Origin of the sequence: Sorangium sp. So ce124, from assembly GCF_051525235.1 — a bacterium.
Lineage (GTDB): Bacteria > Myxococcota_A > Polyangia > Polyangiales > Polyangiaceae > Sorangium > Sorangium atrum.
In genome coordinates this window covers 8,663,532-8,679,459 of the sequence record NZ_CP150312.1, presented here as the reverse complement: position 1 = coordinate 8,679,459, position 15,928 = coordinate 8,663,532, and the positions used below count along the sequence as shown (strand labels likewise).

Below are 15,928 nucleotides of genomic sequence, written 5' to 3'. Positions count from 1 at the left end.
TCGACCGATCGCCATGGCGTGGTCTCCTCGCCTCGCCGCGGCCCTCGCGCTCCTCGCGCTGGTCGCGCTCCGCATCGCACAGCTGAGCCCCCCCGACGTCGTCCCGGCGAGCGCGCCGCCCGAGGTGTTCTCGGCCGAGCGGGCCAGGGCGCACCTCGCGCAGATCGCCGCCGAGCCGCGCCCCACCGGTTCGGCGGGCCACCGGCGGGCGCGCGACTACTTGCTCGGGGAGCTCTCGAAGCTCGGCGTGCAGCCCCAGGTCCAGCGCGCCTCGGTCCTCAGCCGGCAGTGGGGCCTGCCGTACGACGCGGCGCACGTCGAGAACATCGTGGCGCGGCTGCCGGGCGCGGACAGCACCCGGGCGGTCGCGCTCGTCGCGCACTACGACTCGGTGCCCGGCAGCCCGGGCGCCGCCGACGACGGCAGCGGGGTGGCGGCGCTCCTGGAGGCGCTGCGCGCCCTGAAGAGCGGCCCCCCGCTGCGCAACGACGTGCTGCTCCTGTTCACCGACGCGGAGGAGGGAGGCGTCCTCGGCGGCAAGGCATTCATGGACGAGCACCCGCTGCGCGGCGAGGTGGGGATCGCGCTCAACTTCGACGCCCGCGGGGCCGGCGGCGTGGTCGCGATGTTCGACACCGGGCCCGGCGACGCCTTCCCCGTCCGCGAGCTCGCCAGCGCCGCGGCCTACCCGGTGGCGTCGTCGCTCTTCCCCGAGGTCGCGCGGCGCATGGGCCACAGCACCGATCTCAGCGTCTTCAAGCGGGCCGGGATCCCCGGGCTGAACTTCGCCTTCAGCGACGCCGCCGCGCACTACCACGCCCCGTCCGACACCGTGGGCAACCTCGACCTCCGGAGCGTGCAGCACGCCGGCGACTACGCGCTCTCGCTCGCGCGGCGCTTCGGCGCGCTCGACCTGCGGGATCCCGGGCGCGGGGATGCTGTGTACTTCAACACGTGGGGCGCCCACCTCGTCTCGCACCCGATCGGCTGGACGCTCCCGATCGCCGCGCTGGTCACCTGCCTGTTCGCGGGCGTGGCGCTCCACGCTGTGCGGCGGCGGGCCGCTTCGCCGGGCCGGATCGCCGCGGGGCTGCTCGCCTTCCTGGCGCTGCTCCTCGGCGTCGCCGCGGCCGTGGGCGGGCTCGCGTGGATCCTCCGCAGCGTGCACCCGGCCCTCCGGGTGATGCCGTTCGAGCCGTACAACGCGCCCGCGTACCGGCTCGCGCTCGCGCTCGCCGCGCTCGCGGCCTGCGCGGCGGGCTACCGGTTCTTCCGGCGGCGCCTCGGCGCCTGCGAGCTCGCCCTCGGCGCGCTGCTCCTGTGGCTGTTGCTCCTCGTCGCGGCGAGCCTCTTCATGCCGGGCGCGAGCTTCTACTTCGCCTGGCCGCTCGCGTTCGCCCTGCTCGGGCTCGCGGCGGTGACGATCCGGCGCGGCGACGCCCCGCCCACGCTCGCGGACGCCGCGATCCTCGTCGCGGCCGCGGTGCCGGCGGTCGCGCTCGCCGTGCCCGGCCCGTACCTGTTCTTCGTCGCGCTGGGCCTGCCGAAGTCGGCGGTCCCGGCCCTCGCCGTCGCGCTCGTCTTCGGGCTCTTCCTGCCGCACGCCGAGCTGCTCGGCGGCGGCCGCTCGCCGCGGCTCTCGCTCGCGTTCGCCCTCCCGGGCCTCGCGGCGCTCCTCGTCGCCTGCGCCACCACGGGCTTCACCGAGGCGCGGCCCCGGCCGGCGAGCCTCGCCTACGCGGTCGACGCCGCCGCCGGGAAGGCCCACTGGCTCTCGGCCGACCGCGACCTCGACCCGTGGACCGCCGCGTACTTCCCGGACGATCGCGGGCAGGCGCCCTCGTTCGCCGTGCCGTTCGTGCGCGTGACGCGCCAGGCCGAGGCGCCGGCCCTCGCCCTCCCGGCGCCGTCGCTCACGGTGCTCGGTGATGTGCGGCGCGACGGCGTGCGGGCGCTCCGGCTCCGCGTCGCCTCATCCCGGGGAGCCCCCTGGCTGTTCGCCGAGGTGACGTCCCCGAACCGGGTGATCCGCGCCGAGGTGGACGGGCAGGGCGTGGAGGAGCCGGTGCGCGGGGCCGACGCGAAGCCGGATGTCCGCTGGGGGTTCACCTACATGGGTTTGCCGTCGGGAGGTATCGAGTGGTCGCTGGAGGTCGAGGATTCCGGGCCGATCGAGATCCGGCTGATGGACCAGACCTACGAGCTCCCAAGCGAGCTCGTGCGCTGGCAGAGGCCCAGCGAGCTCATGGGCGTGCCGTACCGCCTCGCCGATTCGACGTTCGTCAGCGGGTCGTTCCGGCCTTAGCACCGGCGGGCTCGCTGAAGCGGGCCCGCCGCCCTCGCTGCGCAGGATAGGTCGAGCGGATCAGTCGAGCAGCTCAGTCGAGCAGCTCAGTCGAGCAGCTCAGTCGAGCAGATCAGTCGAGCAGATCAGTCGACAAAGATGGGCTCGCAGTTCGTGAACGCGAGCGTCGACTGGACGGTGAAGTTCGACTCGCTCGTGTGCCGCTCGGCGTGGAAGAAGTCGAGTGCGTACTCCTGCCCGGGCGTGATCCCCAGCTCGTTCGCCATCGCGTCGAGGTCGAGCCTGTCGTCCTGCGGGCCGTGGAGGCCGCCCAGATCGATGGCGAGCCGGTTGTTGATGAACACCCAGAGATCGTCGTCGCCGGAGAACCTGAACTCCTCGCCGCCGTTGTACACGAACGTCATGTGGAGCTCGAACGTGAAGTGGTAGTTGTGCTGCCTCCCTTCGTTCCCGAAGCCCTGTTCGTCGATCGGGAAGAAGGCCCGGTTCTCGTAGGTGGCAATGCCGTCGGCGCCGACCACGGGCGTGATCGTGAACTGGATCGGCATGTTCACGCCGTCGACGTCGCGGTACCACTGGTTGAACTCGTCTGGCCCGGTCGTGTGCTCGGTGCCCCCCGGGTGCGCATAGACGGGCTTCTGATCCGGGCCCAGCTCGCGCTCGACGATGCCTTTCAGGCCCTGGCCCGTGAACGTCTCGAAGTCGGGGTGCCCCTTGCCGCCGTCGTAGGCGCGGAAGTCGCGCACGATGCCCGTGAGGCTCGCGTTGCACCCGTCGCCGCTGCCGCTGCTGCCGTTCCCGTTGCCCGCGCCCGCCGACACGCCGGACCCGAAGTCGCCGCCGCTGCTCGTGCCCGCGCCAGCGCCGGCGCCGGAGGTGTTGCTGGAGTCGCTCGCTCCATCGGTGCTGCCCCCACACGCGACCCCGGCCAGCACCAGCATTGTCGCGAGCGGAGCACACCAGTTCAACTGTAGCGGCCTAAGCATGTGAAGACTCCTTCTGTGGGGGACATCGCGCGTGGTCTGCGCGTCCGTTGTGCGTGGTTTGCGCATGTTTTGCGCGTTCTTTGTGCGCGGGGCGCGGCGCTTCCGGCGGTCGCCGAGGACGCAAGTGAGACAGCAATTCTATCTCGTCGCAATGGCGGCGCGATCCAGAAAATTGCCGCCGTGCGCTGGCAGCGCGCAGCGCGAGGCCGAAGCGGAGAAAAGTGCAGCTGGGCGACAGCGCACGAGCGCCGGGGAGGCGCCGAGATGTAGGTCGTTTATCGAGATCCGACGCCGCGGTGGGCGCCGAGGCGCCGCGCCAGCGCGGCCGGGAGCCGCTCGCAGAAACCGTCGCTCCGGGGCAGGGGCTCGCGCCGCGCGGTTTGCCAGAACAGCACCGGGCCCAGCCGGCGCTCGCGCGCGTGCGCCATGAGCGCGGCCATGGCCTTGCCGGTGTAGACCGGCTCCAGCGAGATCCCCTCGGCGGCGAGGGCGTCGCAGGCGGCGAGCGACGCGGGCGTGGGCGAGCCATACCCGCGGCCCAGGTAGCCGTGCACGACGTCGATCGGCGCCGCGGGGGGCACGGGCGCGACGCCCCGCTGCGCGAGCGCGGCGCGGAGCTCGGCGGTGAGGGCGCGGAGGCGGAAGCGCGAGGCGAGGAGGCGCTCGACCACGGCGACGGCCACGACCCGCGACCGCAGGCCGCCGAGCGCGAGCCCGACGGCGAGCCCGGCGGCGGTGCCGCCGGAGCCGAGCGGCACGTAGACGCGCGCGGGCTCGGGGAGCTCGCCGGCCCGGATCTGCGCGCCGAGCTCGAGCGCCGCGCGCGCGGCGCCCACCATGCCGAGCGACGACGTGGCGCCGAGCGGCACGATCGCCGCGCCGTCGTCGTCCCGCGCGCGGAGCGGCAGGAAGAGCGAAGGGCGCGCGAGCGCGAGCGCGGCGCGCGACGGGTAGAAGCGGATCGAGGCCGGGCCCGAGGCGGTGAACGCGAGGTTGTCGAGCACGCCCCTGGAGAGGTCGGTCCAGAAGAGGTGCGCGTGCACGCTCCGGCCGAGCCGCTGGGCCGCGGCGACGAGCGCGGCCACGTTGCCCGAGCCGATGCCGCCGGCCGCGGACCACGCCGCCGCGGTCGAGAAAGGGGGCGCGGCGAGCACGTAGTCGAGCTTCCGCATCTTCATCCCGCCGTGGAGGGGCTCGCAGAGGTCGTCGCGCTTGACGCCGAGGAACTCGATGCCCAGCGCGGAGGCGAGCCGCGGCAGCGCCGTGACCGGCGAGGGCGCGCCGACCCAGCCGAGCCTGGGAATGTCGTCGATCATCCGGAGGGCGGCTGCGTCGCGCAACGAGGGGACCTCGTGAAGGGTGTAAGGCGATCGGGCGAGCGAGCAATCGGGCGAGCGGGCAATCCGGGGGTCAGGCGAGCCGGCGATCGGGCAATCAGGGGTCGGGCGAGGTGGCGGTCAGGCGCTCTTCCGGTCGGCGATCACCCGGGCGTGCCGGCGCGCTGCCCAGCGAGCGTCGCGTCCGGCTCCAGGACGAGCAGGCGCACGCGCCCCGAGGCGCAGAGCCGGCCCTCCTCGTCGTAGACAGAGCCCTCCCACACCTGGGTGCGCCGCCCGCGGTCGAGCGGGCGCGCGGTGGCGCGCAGCCGCCCCGACCGGACCGCGCGCAGGAAGCTCGTGTGGTTCTCGAGCCCTACGACCGAGCGGCCGTCCGGCAGGGCGTGGAGCGCGGCGCCGATCGACGCCAGCGTCTCCACGATGCCCGCGTGGACGCCGCCGTGGACGATGCCATAGGCCTGCCGGTGCTGCGGCCCGATGTCGAGCTCGGCCTCCACCTCGTCGCGCGTGGCGCGGATCAGCCGGAGACCCATGGCGCTGATCCAGCCGTCGATGGCCGCGGTGTTCAGCGCGGCGGCGAAATCCTCGGGTTCCCCTTCGGCCATGGCGGCAGCGTAGTACACGCCTTGCCGGGAGCTTCCGGCGATTTCTCCCCGGGCGCGTCAGCGCGTCATCCGGATACCTTCCTCTCCAGGAGATCGGCGAACTCCTCGCGCAGCTTCGATTTGAGGAACTTGCCGGTCGAGGTGCGCGGGATCCGCTCGAGGAAGAGGTACTCGTCCGGGAGCCAGAACTTCGCGAAGCGCGGCTCGAGGAGGGCGCGGAGCTGCTCTTTCGAGGCGCTCTGGCCCTGCCGCAGGACGATCGCGGCGAGCGGGCGCTCGCCCCAGAGGGGGTGGCGCGCCGCGAACACCGCGGCCTCCAGGACAGCCGGGTGGCTCATGAGCGCGTTCTCGAGCGCGACCGAGCTGATCCACTCGCCGCCCGACTTGATCACGTCCTTCGTTCGATCCGCGATGCGCATGTAGCCCTCGCCGTCGATCGTCACGACGTCGCCGGTCTTGAACCAGCCGTCCTTCGTGAAGCGGTCCTCGCCCTCGCCGCCGAAGTACGATGAGGCGACCCAGGGGCCCCGCACCTCGAGCTCGCCCATCGTCCTGCCGTCCCAGGGCAGCGGCCGGTCGCCCGCGTCGACGTGGCGCTGATCGATGAACGGGACCGGGTAGCCCTGCGACGCGCGCGTCTGCAGCGAGGCGGCCGGGTCGTCGCGGAGGCGGCCAAGGCTGCTCCGGACGTGGGCGACGGTGCCGAGCGGGTTGGTCTCGGTCATCCCCCAGGCGTGGAGGACCACGAGCCCGTGCCGCGCGCGGAAGCCGTCGATGAGCGCGGGCGGCGCGGCCGAGCCGCCGATCACCATGGCGCGCATCGACGAGAGATCCCAGCGCTTCGGGTGCTCGTCGAGGAGCGCGAGGATTCCGAGCCAGATCGTGGGGACGCCCGCGGCGAACGTGACGCGCTCCCTGGCCATGAGGTCGAGCAGCGACGAAGCGTCGAGGTGCGGGCCGGGGAGCACGAGGCTCGCGCCGGTGGCGATCGCCGCGTACGGCAGCCCCCAGGCCATCGCGTGGAACATGGGCACCACCGGAAGGACGATGTCGCGGTCGCGGAAGCCGAGCGCGTCGTGCATGCAGGAGACCAGCGTGTGGAGCACGATCGAGCGGTGGCTGTAGGCCACGCCCTTGGGGTTGCCGGTCGTCCCCGACGTGTAGCAGAGCATGGCGGCGGAGCGCTCATCCAGGCTCGGGAAGTCGAAATGATCCGGCTCGGGCGCGAGCAGCGCCTCGTAGTCGAGCCCGTCGCCCGCCGCCGGATCCACGGGCCCGTCGTCGTCGAGGACCAGCACGCGCTGGATGCTGCGGACCTCCGGCGCGAACTTGCGGAAGAGCGGGAGGAGCGAGCGGTCGACGACGACGACCTTGTCCTCGGCGTGCGAGGCGATGTACCCGAGCTCGCTCGGGTGGAGGCGCAGGTTCAGGGTGTGGAGGACCGCGCCCATGGCCGGGACGCCGAGGTAGAGCTCCAGGTGCCGGGCGTGGTTCCAGCAGAGCGTCGCGACGCGGTCGCCCGCGCGGACGCCGAGCCGCGTGAGCGCGTGCGCGAGCTTCGACGCGCGGCGGTGGAGATCGGCGTACGTGGAGCGGGAGACCGTCCTGTCCGGGTTCTGGGTCACGATCTCGCAGCGCGCGTGGTACGTCCGCGCCCGGTCGAGGAAGTGGGTCAGCGTGAGCGGGTAATCCATCATGCGGCCGGCGAGCATGGGCGGTGCCTCCTCGTCCCGCGCGAGGCGCGGGGATCCGTCGAGTCAGGAGGGCTGTTCGAGGCGCCGCGAGACAGCGGCCCCGCCCCCCGAAACGGAGACTAGCTCTGTCTAGCTGCCCGTGCGCGACATTGCGCGCCGGAACGCGCGCATGTGGAACTCGCGCTGCTCGTCGGGATAAATGTGCTCCTGCCCGATCGGGCAGGCGCGGCGCGACAGGCACCCTCCCGTCATGCACGTCGCGTTTGGCCCGGCGTGGAGGTGGCCGACGCACGCGGCGACATCGTAGCTGCCAGGGGAGAACGCAGACACGGGGCAGGCGCTCAAACAGGGCTGGCCGGCGCACGAGGCGCAGGGGCTCGCCAGGTCCTCGCGCGGCGGGAGCGACAGCCGCTCCGCGAAGACGAGGGCGGCGCGGTACCCGTGCCAGAGGCCGAATCGCGGGTGGATGAGGATGGCGAGGGGCGACGGGGACAGCGCCTCGGCCTGCTGCGCCCAGCGCTGGAACGGCCAGTAGGGAGGGCCGGTGAAGGGAAACAGGGCAGTCGCGCCGAGCTCCGCCGCGAGCGGGGAGACGACCGCGACGGTCCAGTCGTCGAGCGCGAGATCGGGGGCGTCCTTGCGGGCGCGCGAGAACGCGCGCCACATCGACGGGCCGGCGTTGCCGAGAAGGGCGAGCGTCCCCGCGGGGAGGTCGCCTGCCGCAGGCACGCCGTCGCCCTCGCGCGGGTGGAAGCCGCCGCGGAGCGGGAGGCCAGCGCGCTCGCAACGCGAGGAGAGATCCGGCCAGCTGATGGGCATCGCGCCCCGCGATAGGGCGCCTGGGCCTGCGCGGCAAGCGAGCGGCGGCGCTCAGTTCACGTCGACGTAGAAGTCGAGGCTCTTCAGGTTCGTGATCGGGCCTTCCCAGATCTCGAACCCGACGGCGACCGCGTTGACCGTGTCGCCGGGGACGCTGAGGCCGCGCGTCTCCGCGTCGCGCACGAAGTCCATCACGTCGAACTCGATCTCCGAGCTGTCTTGCCCCTCGGCGCGCACCCAGTTCACGATCGGCAGGCCGTTCACCATGCCGTTCCAGATGTTCCATTTGCCGGGGACGTTCGCGACCGTCACGCCCTGGTGCGCGGCGTTCGGCTGCCCGGCGGGCTGATAGCGCGTCGGATCGCGCAGCCACACCATGAGGTAGCCGCGGAGCTGCGTGCCGTTGCCCATCCAGATGTCGTACGCGGCGTTGTACTGGCCCTCGTTGCCATTTTTCGCCCAGCGCCAGCCGGTGCGCAGGCTCTTGATGGAGCTGCTCGGCGCCGGCAAGCCGCAATCCGGCACCTCCTTCACCGAGTATCGGCCGCAAAAGACGGTCGGATACGAGGCGGGTTGCCCCATCGAGCCGGCCGAGCCGCTCATGCTCTCCACCGTGAACGACGTGCCTTCCCACGAGACCGTGTGGTTGCCGAAGCCGGGGCCCCAGCCGTTGGTGATGAGCACGTACGGCGTGCCGTCGCGCGAGACGAGGCCCGTTTCGTACCGCTCGCTCGATCTGCCGGAGCCCTCCATGGCGCCGTTGCCGAGCTCGGAGCCCGGGTTCGCGGTGCCGCCCGTCCCTGCCGTTGTGCTGCTCGCATGCGAGGTCCCCCGCGTCACGCGCTTCCTGGACTTGACGTCGCTCCGGCGACCTCGACGCTTTGCGTGTTCGCGTGGGAGCGCCGCTCGACATCGTTTTTACGCCCATCGAGGGTTGGAGTCGCCAGAGGGACGCTCGAGCCGTGCCTCGCTGATCTTCATCGATGCTCCGAGTCGCTCGATGACGGATGAGGCCGTTGGTTGCGGAGACGAACGCGTCCCCAGAAAGCGCGGAACCGAGTGACCGGGCGCTTGCGCTCCTCCCCGGTTCCCACGTTCTGGTCTAGAGTGCCGTCGTGCCACCTAGGCTCCACTGCCGGATCGGGACGGAGGCAAAGTCCCCTCTCACCCGCGCGTTTGCTCGCGCCGGACGCGCACCAGCGAGCGCGCCATGAGCCTGCCGCGCCCGCGGGTCACGCTCCACTTCGCCCAGACGCTCGACGGGCGCATCGCGGCCCAGGACCAGCGCGTCATGCTCAGCACACCCGCAGGGATGGTGTGCGCCCACCGGGCGCGCGCGGAGCACGACGCGGTGCTCGTGGGGATCCGCACCGTCGTGATCGACGATCCGCTGCTGACCCTGCGCGGGTGCGAGGGGCGCCAGCCCATGCGCGTGGTGCTGGCGAGCGCCCTCGGCGTGCCGGGAGGGGCGCGCCTGCTGCAGCCGTCCGGCAGCGGGCAGCCGGCCGGCGGGCGCGTTGTCGTCTTCGGCGCGGCGGGGCGCGCGCCGCGCGCGGCGCGGGCGCGGCTCGAGGAGCGCGGCGCAGAGGTGGTCGTCGTGCCCGCGGACGACCAGGGCCTCGTCTCGCTGCCGCACGCGCTGGCCGAGCTCCACGCGCGCGGCGTTCGGCGGCTGCTCGTCGAGGGGGGCGGCGCCGTGCTCACCTCGTTCCTGCGCGCGCGCCTCGCCGACAGGGCGGAGGTCGAGATCGCGCCGCGCTTCCTCGGCGACACCGCGATCCCCGCGGTCGGCGCGCTGGGAGAGGCGCCGCTCGCGTCGGCGATCGACCTGCGCGAGCCGGCGGTCGAGCTCCTCGGGGGCAACGTGCTCTTGCGAGGGGAGGTGCGTTATCCCGACTGACGCGCCCGCGCCGCCCGGGGCCGTCGCGCCGCGCGACGCCGCCCCGCCCCTCGCCCGCGAGCTCTGGTTCGTCCGGCCGGGGCTCGTCGAGGTGCGTCCGGGGGCCCCGCCGCGCGCGCCCGGGCCTGGCGAGGTCGTGGCGCGCGCGCTCGCGTCGGGCGTGAGCCAGGGGACGGAGCTGCTGCTCTTCCGCGGCGAGGGGCCGACGCCGTTCGACCCGTCGCTCGACGCGCCCGACGCTGAGTGCGCGCCGACCTACCCGCGCCGCTACGGCTACGCGTGGGTCGGCGAGGTCGTCGCCCGCGGCGACGGCGCGGCGCTCGGGCCGGGCGACCGCGTCTTCGCGCTCGCGCCCCACGGCGATCTCCACCTGCTCGGGCCGGGCGCGGCGCGCGGCCTGCCACGCTCGATCCCGGCCGAGCGCGCGGTGCTGGCCGCGAACCTCGAGACGGCGATCACGTGCGTGTGGGACGCGGGGCTGGGGCTCGGGGACGCCGTGGTGGTGCTCGGCGGCGGGATCGTCGGGCTCCTCATCGTGGCGCTCGCGCGGCGCGCCGGGGCCGTGGTCCGGCTCGTCGAGCCGAGCGAGCGGCGGCGCCAGGTCGGCCTCGCGCTCGGCGCCGTCGCGGCGCTCCGGCCGGAGGACGACCGGCCGCGCGGCGACGCGGACGCCGTCATCGCCGCGACCGGCCATCCGGAGGAGCTCGACCGCGCGATCGCGCACGCGGCGCGCGAGGCGACGGTGACGGTCGCGTCGTTCTACGGGGCGCGGACGAGCCCGGTCGCGCTCGGCGCGGACTTCCACCGCCGGCGCCTGCGCCTGCGGGCGAGCCAGGTCTCGACCATCCCGCCGGAGCGCGCGCCCCGATGGGACCACGCGCGACGCTTCGCGCTCGTCCGCGCCGTCCTCGAAGATCCGGCGCTCGACGCGCTGCTGGACCCGCCCGTCCCGCTCGACGCGGCGCCGTCGGTGTACGCAGAGCTCGCGGCCGAGCCCGGGGCGCGGCTACAGACGGTCTTCCGGTACGGCGCACGATCGGCTACGCGAGAGGCAACCTAGAGGGTAGAGGCCCACCACCGCCATGTTCCTCCTCGGCGTCAGCGATCACGTGATGATCGCGCACAGCTTCTCCGATCCGTTCTTCGGCCCGGCGACCCGGATGCACGGCGCGACGTACTCCGTCGAGATCGAGATCCGCGCGAAGGCGCTCGGCCCGCACCACGTCGTGATGGACATCGGCGCGCTGCACGCGTCGCTGCGCCGGGCGCTCGACACGATCGACTACCAGAACCTCGACGAGCACCCGGCCTTCCCCGGGCGCACCTCCACGACCGAGCGCGTGGCCGAGCACGTGGCTGGCCTGCTCGCCGCGGACATCGCGAAGCTGCCCGCGGACGAGGCGCCTTGCTCGGGCGCGACGCTGCGGGTGCTCGTCCGCGAGTCGCCCACGGCCTACGCGGGCTTCGAACGCGATCTCTAGGCTCCGTCTGACGAGCTGCTGCGTCGTCCGAACGGCCGGCCGAGCCCGCTCCAGGACCTGCTGGCTTTCTCGCGTGCTCTCCCGGCCTCAGGCCGCTCGCGACGCTCGTCCGGCAGAGCCGAGCGCTCCTGAGCCCGGCGAGGCGCGCGCCTGTCCGTCCGAGGCCGAGCGGCCAGCTGCTCGGCGCCTGCTCCGGCGCTCGCGCGGGACTAGGGCAGTCGACTCCGCCGCATAACAAGGCGGAGACACCCTTATTCCTCTGACGAAGCGATCTTCACAGAGACGCCACGTAGCCCGGCCGGGGGCGCCCGGAGGAGACCCGTGGTGTCTCGCTGTATGCGATCGGAACCTCATAATTCGTCACGACGCCCGGAACCCGGTACCCCCCCCGTTCCGTCTTCTGGGCCACAAAGGCGGAACACTTCAAGGCGACCCGCGCGGGGCTGGATCGATTTTTGTATTCCTGTTGCATCAGCAACTCGATGCGAGAACGCGACCGAGCCTGCTCCGCCGCGTCCTCGTGACGTCGAGGGCCGCTGTACTGGATGACCCGACGAGCGCTCGCGTAGGACCGCGGGCGATAGCGCTCGGGGACGCGCGCAGCGCGCGTCGGACGGTTGCCTGGGCAAGGAGGACTGGATCTCATGAGCGATGAACCTGGATCTGCCGTCGTCGAGGGAGGCACAACCGGCAGGAGCGGGCAGGCGGTCCCAAAACGGGAGAGGGAGCGCCTCGTGGTGATCGGCAATGGGATGGCCGGCGCGCGGTTCGTGGAGGAGCTCGTCGCGCGGGGGGGCAGAAACCGCTTCGAAATCGTGATGTTCGGCGATGAGCCGTACGGCAATTACAACCGTATCCTGCTGTCGAACGTTCTCGCGGGAATCCAGGATCCGAAGGACATCTTCATCAACCCTCTGTCCTGGTACGAGGACAACGGCGTCCGCCTCCACGCCGGGGTCCGGGTCGCCTCGATCGACCGCAGGAGCAAGATTGTCCGCGGCGCCTCGGGCGTCGCCGAGGCCTACGACAAGCTCGTCATCGCCACGGGGAGCCGCGCCTTCGTGCCGAGGATCGAGGGGCTGGAGCGGGAGGGGGGAGGGTACAAGAGCGGGGTCTTCGTGTTCAGGACGCTCGATGACTGCAGCGGCATCCTCGAGCACGCGAAGCGGTCGCGGCGGGCCGCCGTGATCGGCGGCGGGCTCCTCGGCCTCGAGGCCGCGCGGGGCCTGCTCGGGCTCGGCCTGGAGGTGCACGTGGTGCACCTGATGAAGCACCTCATGGAGGTCCAGCTCGACGCGGCCGGCGGAGCCGTGCTCCGGCGCGCGCTGGAGGACATGGGGCTCGCCGTCCACCTCGAGAAATCCACCCGGGAGATCCTCGGAGACGAGCGGGTCGAGGGGCTCCGCTTCGAGGACGGGAGCGAGCTCGCGTGCGATCTCGTGGTGATCTCCGCCGGCATCCGCCCGAACGCAGAGCTCGCGCGCGACGCGGGGCTCACCGTCGAGCGGGGGATCGTCGTGGGAGACGACCTCTGCTCGCCCGACGATCCGGACATCCATGCGCTCGGCGAGTGCGTCCAGCACCGCGGGCGCACCTACGGGCTCGTGGCTCCCCTGTGGGAACAGGCGCAGATCCTGGCCGATCGGCTCACGGAGCGCCGGCCCGACGCGGCGTATGCGGGCTCGAAGGTCTCCACCAAGCTCAAGGTGATGGGCGTCGATCTCCTGGTGATGGGGGAGCAGCGCGCCGCGAGCGACGCGGAGGAAGAGGTCGCCTACGCCGAGCCGTCGCGCGGGATTTACCGGAAGCTCGTGATCCGGGACGGGACCCTCGCGGGCGCCATCCTGCTCGGCGGCGGGGCGCCGGGCGGGAGGCTGCTCCAGGCGTTCGAGCGGGGCCTCAAGATCCCCGAGGATCGCGCGGCTCTCCTCTCCGCAGGGGCCCACGCCGGCGCGGGCGAGCCCAGCGTGGGGGACATGCCGGACGAGGCGCAGGTATGCAACTGCAACGGCGTCTCGAAGGGCCAGATCGCCGCGGCGGCGCGGGGCGGGTGCCGCACCCTCCGGCAGGCGTGCGCCGCGACGCGCGCCGGGTCGGGCTGCGGGGCGTGCAAGCCGCAGGTGCAGGCCGTCCTCGAGCTGGTCCTCGGGAGCGGCGCGGCGGAGGACCCCTCGGCCCATTACTACGTGCCCGGCGTGCCCTACGCGAAGCCGGAGCTCGTCCGGCTCATCAAGGAGCGCGGGCTGCGCAGCGTCTCGTCGGTGTTCCGGGAGCTCGCGGGCGGGCAGGAGGACCTGGCGAGCAAGCCGGGGCTCGCCTCGCTGCTCAAGGGCATCTGGGGGAGAGAGTACGAGGACGAGCGCGACGCGCGCTTCATCAACGATCGGGTGCACGCGAACATCCAGCGCGACGGGACGTTCAGCGTCATCCCGCGCATCTATGGAGGCGTCACGACGCCCGCCCAGCTCCGGAAGATCGCCGACGTGGCCGAGCGCTACGAGGCGAGGATGGTGAAGATCACGGGCGGCCAGCGGATCGACCTCCTCGGCATCGAGAAGGAGCGGCTGCCGGACGTGTGGCGCGACCTGGGCATGCCGTCCGGTCACGCTTACACCAAGGGATTCCGCACCTGCAAGACGTGCGTCGGCAGCGAGTTCTGCCGTTACGGGGTCGGAGACAGCACGGCGCTCGGCATCGCGATCGAGCGCCGATTCCAGGGGTTCGAGGCGCCCCACAAGCTGAAGCTCGCCATCGCCGGCTGCCCTCGCAACTGCTCGGAGGCGACGACCAAGGACGTGGGCGCCGTCGCCATCGAGGGAGGCCGGTGGGAGATCTACGTGGGAGGCGGGGCCGGCTCGCGCGTCAGGAAGGGAGATCTGCTGTGCGTGGTTGACACGCAGGAGGAGGTCATCAGGTACGCGGGCCGCTTCATGCAGTATTACCGAGAGCAGGCCAGGTACATGGAGCGCTCGTACGATTTCGTCGAGCGGGTCGGGATCGAGAGAGTGCGGCGGGTGATCGTGGACGACGCCGAAGGGGTTGCGGCGCGCCTCGACGCGGAGGTCCAGGCTTCTGTCGACGCCTACGCGGACCCCTGGAGCGAGGCCGACAGCCCGATCCATCCGTCCCAGTTCACGACCCTGCTCCCGCCGCCGAGCGGCGCGCCCGCGCAGGCGGAGTAGGCCGTGGATCGGCGGAGAGGCGCGCCGGGCCAGCGCCCGGCGCCCGCGGAGGCGAGGGGTGTCATCCGGCCGGCACGCGCGCCGGCCGGGGAGGAGTTCGTGTGATGAGCGAGGTCGCGCTGAAGGAGATGGCTGTCTTCAACCTTGGCCCCCTGGGCCAGATACCCGAAGGAGAAGGGAAGGCGTTTCATGTCGACGGCTACGAGGTGGCCGTGTTCCGGACGCGAGCAGGGGAGCTGTTCGCCGTGCAGGCGCGCTGCCCTCACCGGGGAGGGCAGCTCGCGGACGGGCTCCTCGGGGGCAACGTCGTCCAGTGCCCTCTTCACGGGCTCGCCTTCGACCTGTCGACCGGTCACCCGATCGGCGCCGAGTGCAGCGCGCTCGCGTGCTTCGCGGTGGAGCTGAGCGCGTCGGGGGAGATCCTCGTCCGCCTCTCGCGTCCCGAGGCGGGCAGCTCCCCCTTTCCGCGCGAGGAGCGACCCGCGCTGGCGCCGCTGCGGAGCGAGCGCGGAGCTTGCGGCGCATGATCGACGGCACGGTGCAAGCCATCCTCGCGCCGCAGCGCGCCCCGCTCGCGCACTGGGGCGCGGTCCGCAACGGGACCGTCGCCGCCGCCGCGCTCGCGGCGCTCATCGTCCTCGGCAGCCGCGATCTCGCGGACTTCGACTCCGCGCTCGTGGGCTACACCTTCGCGTGCCTCTTCATGACCTTCGGGGTCGTTTACCGGTACTCCGTCTGGCTCAGCAAGCCGCCGACCCGCAAGTTCTGGGTCCGCGGCGTAGAGGTGCTCTTCTCGCCGCGCCGCTGGCCGCGCATTCGCCGCCCGACGCTCGTCGTCAAGGCGCTGTGGTCGAAGATCATCGCGCAGGATTTCATCCTGCGCCGCGGCCTGACCCGGTGGATCGCGCACATGCTCATCGCGTGGGGCTGCGCGCTCGCCGCGGCCGTGACGTTCCCGCTCGTGTTCGGCTGGCTTCACTTCGAGTCCGGCGCGGGCGCGGTCTATCGCGTGGTGCTCTTCGGATACCCCGTCTCGGAGATCCCGGTCCACGGCGTCGTGGGGTGGGCGGTCTTTCACGCGCTCGTCGTCAGCGGCCTCATGGTCATGCCGGGGGTGATGCTCGCCATGCTCCGCCGCATGCGGGAGGGCGGCGCGGTGGCGGCACAGCGCTTCGAGCGCGACCTCCTGCCGCTCCTCCTGCTCTTCGCCGTGAGCGCGAGCGGGCTCTTGCTCTGGGTGAGCTACGAGTGGCTGCACGGGTATTTCTACGGCGCGCTCGCCCAGCTCCACGCGCTGACCGTGATCGTGACGCTCGTTTACCTGCCGTTCGGCAAGCTCTTCCACGTGTTCCAGCGCCCCGCGTCGGTGGGCGTCACGTTCTACAAGGAGGCGGGCGACTGGGGCGAGAAGGCGGTCTGTCCGGTCACGCGCGAGGCGTTCGCGGCGAAGCTCCAGACCGACGATCTCAAAGGGGTGCTCGAGGAGGTGGGGTTCGACTACGCGGCGCGGACGGGGACCGGACCTGCGTGGAGCGAGATCTCCCCGCGGGGCCGGCGGATGCTCATCGGCCGCGCGCACCACCGCGCGCGTGGCGGCCGCTTCTCGTGAGTGACGGAGC

13 protein-coding genes are annotated in these 15,928 nt (G+C 72.6%); 7 read left to right on the top strand and 6 right to left on the bottom strand.

What is annotated here, in order from left to right:
* Positions 1-13 precede the first annotated feature (13 nt).
* Positions 14-2,305 carry a M20/M25/M40 family metallo-hydrolase gene (locus tag WMF19_RS32440; RefSeq protein ID WP_437893918.1) on the top strand — a complete coding sequence of 764 codons (2,292 nt, stop codon included), beginning with the start codon at positions 14-16 and terminating at the stop codon, positions 2,303-2,305.
* Positions 2,306-2,430: 125 nt separating this feature from the next.
* Here the strand turns inward: WMF19_RS32440 and WMF19_RS32435 are convergent, their stop codons facing one another.
* From WMF19_RS32435 to WMF19_RS32410, 6 genes are all read right to left on the bottom strand, one after another.
* The gene (locus WMF19_RS32435) at positions 2,431-3,291 is read right to left on the bottom strand and encodes a fibro-slime domain-containing protein (RefSeq protein WP_437893917.1); all 861 of its coding nucleotides are present in this window, start codon (positions 3,289-3,291) and stop codon (positions 2,431-2,433) included.
* A gap of 275 nt (positions 3,292-3,566) precedes the next feature.
* Positions 3,567-4,631, bottom strand: a complete 1,065-nt coding sequence (locus tag WMF19_RS32430; RefSeq protein ID WP_437893916.1) for a 1-aminocyclopropane-1-carboxylate deaminase/D-cysteine desulfhydrase — start codon at positions 4,629-4,631, stop codon at positions 3,567-3,569.
* A 140-nt stretch (positions 4,632-4,771) separates the two neighbouring features.
* Positions 4,772-5,233: a PaaI family thioesterase gene (locus tag WMF19_RS32425; RefSeq protein WP_437323753.1), complete on the bottom strand. Its 462-nt coding sequence runs from the start codon at positions 5,231-5,233 to the stop codon at positions 4,772-4,774.
* A 65-nt stretch (positions 5,234-5,298) separates the two neighbouring features.
* Positions 5,299-6,945 (bottom strand): long-chain fatty acid--CoA ligase, encoded by a 1,647-nt coding sequence (locus tag WMF19_RS32420; RefSeq protein WP_437893915.1) that lies wholly within the window; start codon positions 6,943-6,945, stop codon positions 5,299-5,301.
* Positions 6,946-7,056: 111 nt separating this feature from the next.
* Positions 7,057-7,746 carry a hypothetical protein gene (locus tag WMF19_RS32415; protein WP_437893914.1) on the bottom strand — a complete coding sequence of 230 codons (690 nt, stop codon included), beginning with the start codon at positions 7,744-7,746 and terminating at the stop codon, positions 7,057-7,059.
* Between the two features lie 51 nt (positions 7,747-7,797).
* Positions 7,798-8,586, bottom strand: a complete 789-nt coding sequence (locus WMF19_RS32410) for a GH12 family glycosyl hydrolase domain-containing protein (protein ID WP_437893913.1) — start codon at positions 8,584-8,586, stop codon at positions 7,798-7,800.
* A 370-nt stretch (positions 8,587-8,956) separates the two neighbouring features.
* Here WMF19_RS32410 and WMF19_RS32405 point away from each other — a divergent pair, with 370 nt between their 5' ends.
* The 6 genes from WMF19_RS32405 to WMF19_RS32380 all read left to right on the top strand — a co-directional run bounded on the left by WMF19_RS32405 (position 8,957) and on the right by WMF19_RS32380 (position 15,918).
* Positions 8,957-9,646, top strand: a complete 690-nt coding sequence (locus WMF19_RS32405) for a RibD family protein (RefSeq protein WP_437323749.1) — start codon at positions 8,957-8,959, stop codon at positions 9,644-9,646.
* Between the two features lie 91 nt (positions 9,647-9,737).
* Positions 9,738-10,706, top strand: a complete 969-nt coding sequence (locus WMF19_RS32400; RefSeq protein ID WP_437893912.1) for a zinc-dependent alcohol dehydrogenase — start codon at positions 9,738-9,740, stop codon at positions 10,704-10,706.
* 22 nt (positions 10,707-10,728) lie between these two features.
* Positions 10,729-11,127, top strand: coding sequence for a 6-pyruvoyl trahydropterin synthase family protein (locus WMF19_RS32395; protein WP_437323747.1), 399 nt, complete (start codon positions 10,729-10,731; stop codon positions 11,125-11,127).
* A 644-nt stretch (positions 11,128-11,771) separates the two neighbouring features.
* On the top strand, positions 11,772-14,309 hold the full coding sequence (gene nirB, locus WMF19_RS32390) for a nitrite reductase large subunit NirB (RefSeq protein ID WP_437893911.1): 2,538 nt from the start codon (positions 11,772-11,774) through the stop codon (positions 14,307-14,309).
* 104 nt (positions 14,310-14,413) lie between these two features.
* Entirely contained in the window at positions 14,414-14,836 is a 423-nt protein-coding gene (locus tag WMF19_RS32385) for a Rieske (2Fe-2S) protein (protein WP_437893910.1), read from the top strand.
* Positions 14,833-15,918, top strand: a complete 1,086-nt coding sequence (locus tag WMF19_RS32380) for an MFS transporter (protein WP_437893909.1) — start codon at positions 14,833-14,835, stop codon at positions 15,916-15,918. Before WMF19_RS32385 ends, WMF19_RS32380 begins: the two co-directional genes overlap by 4 nt.
* Positions 15,919-15,928: the final 10 nt, after the last annotated feature.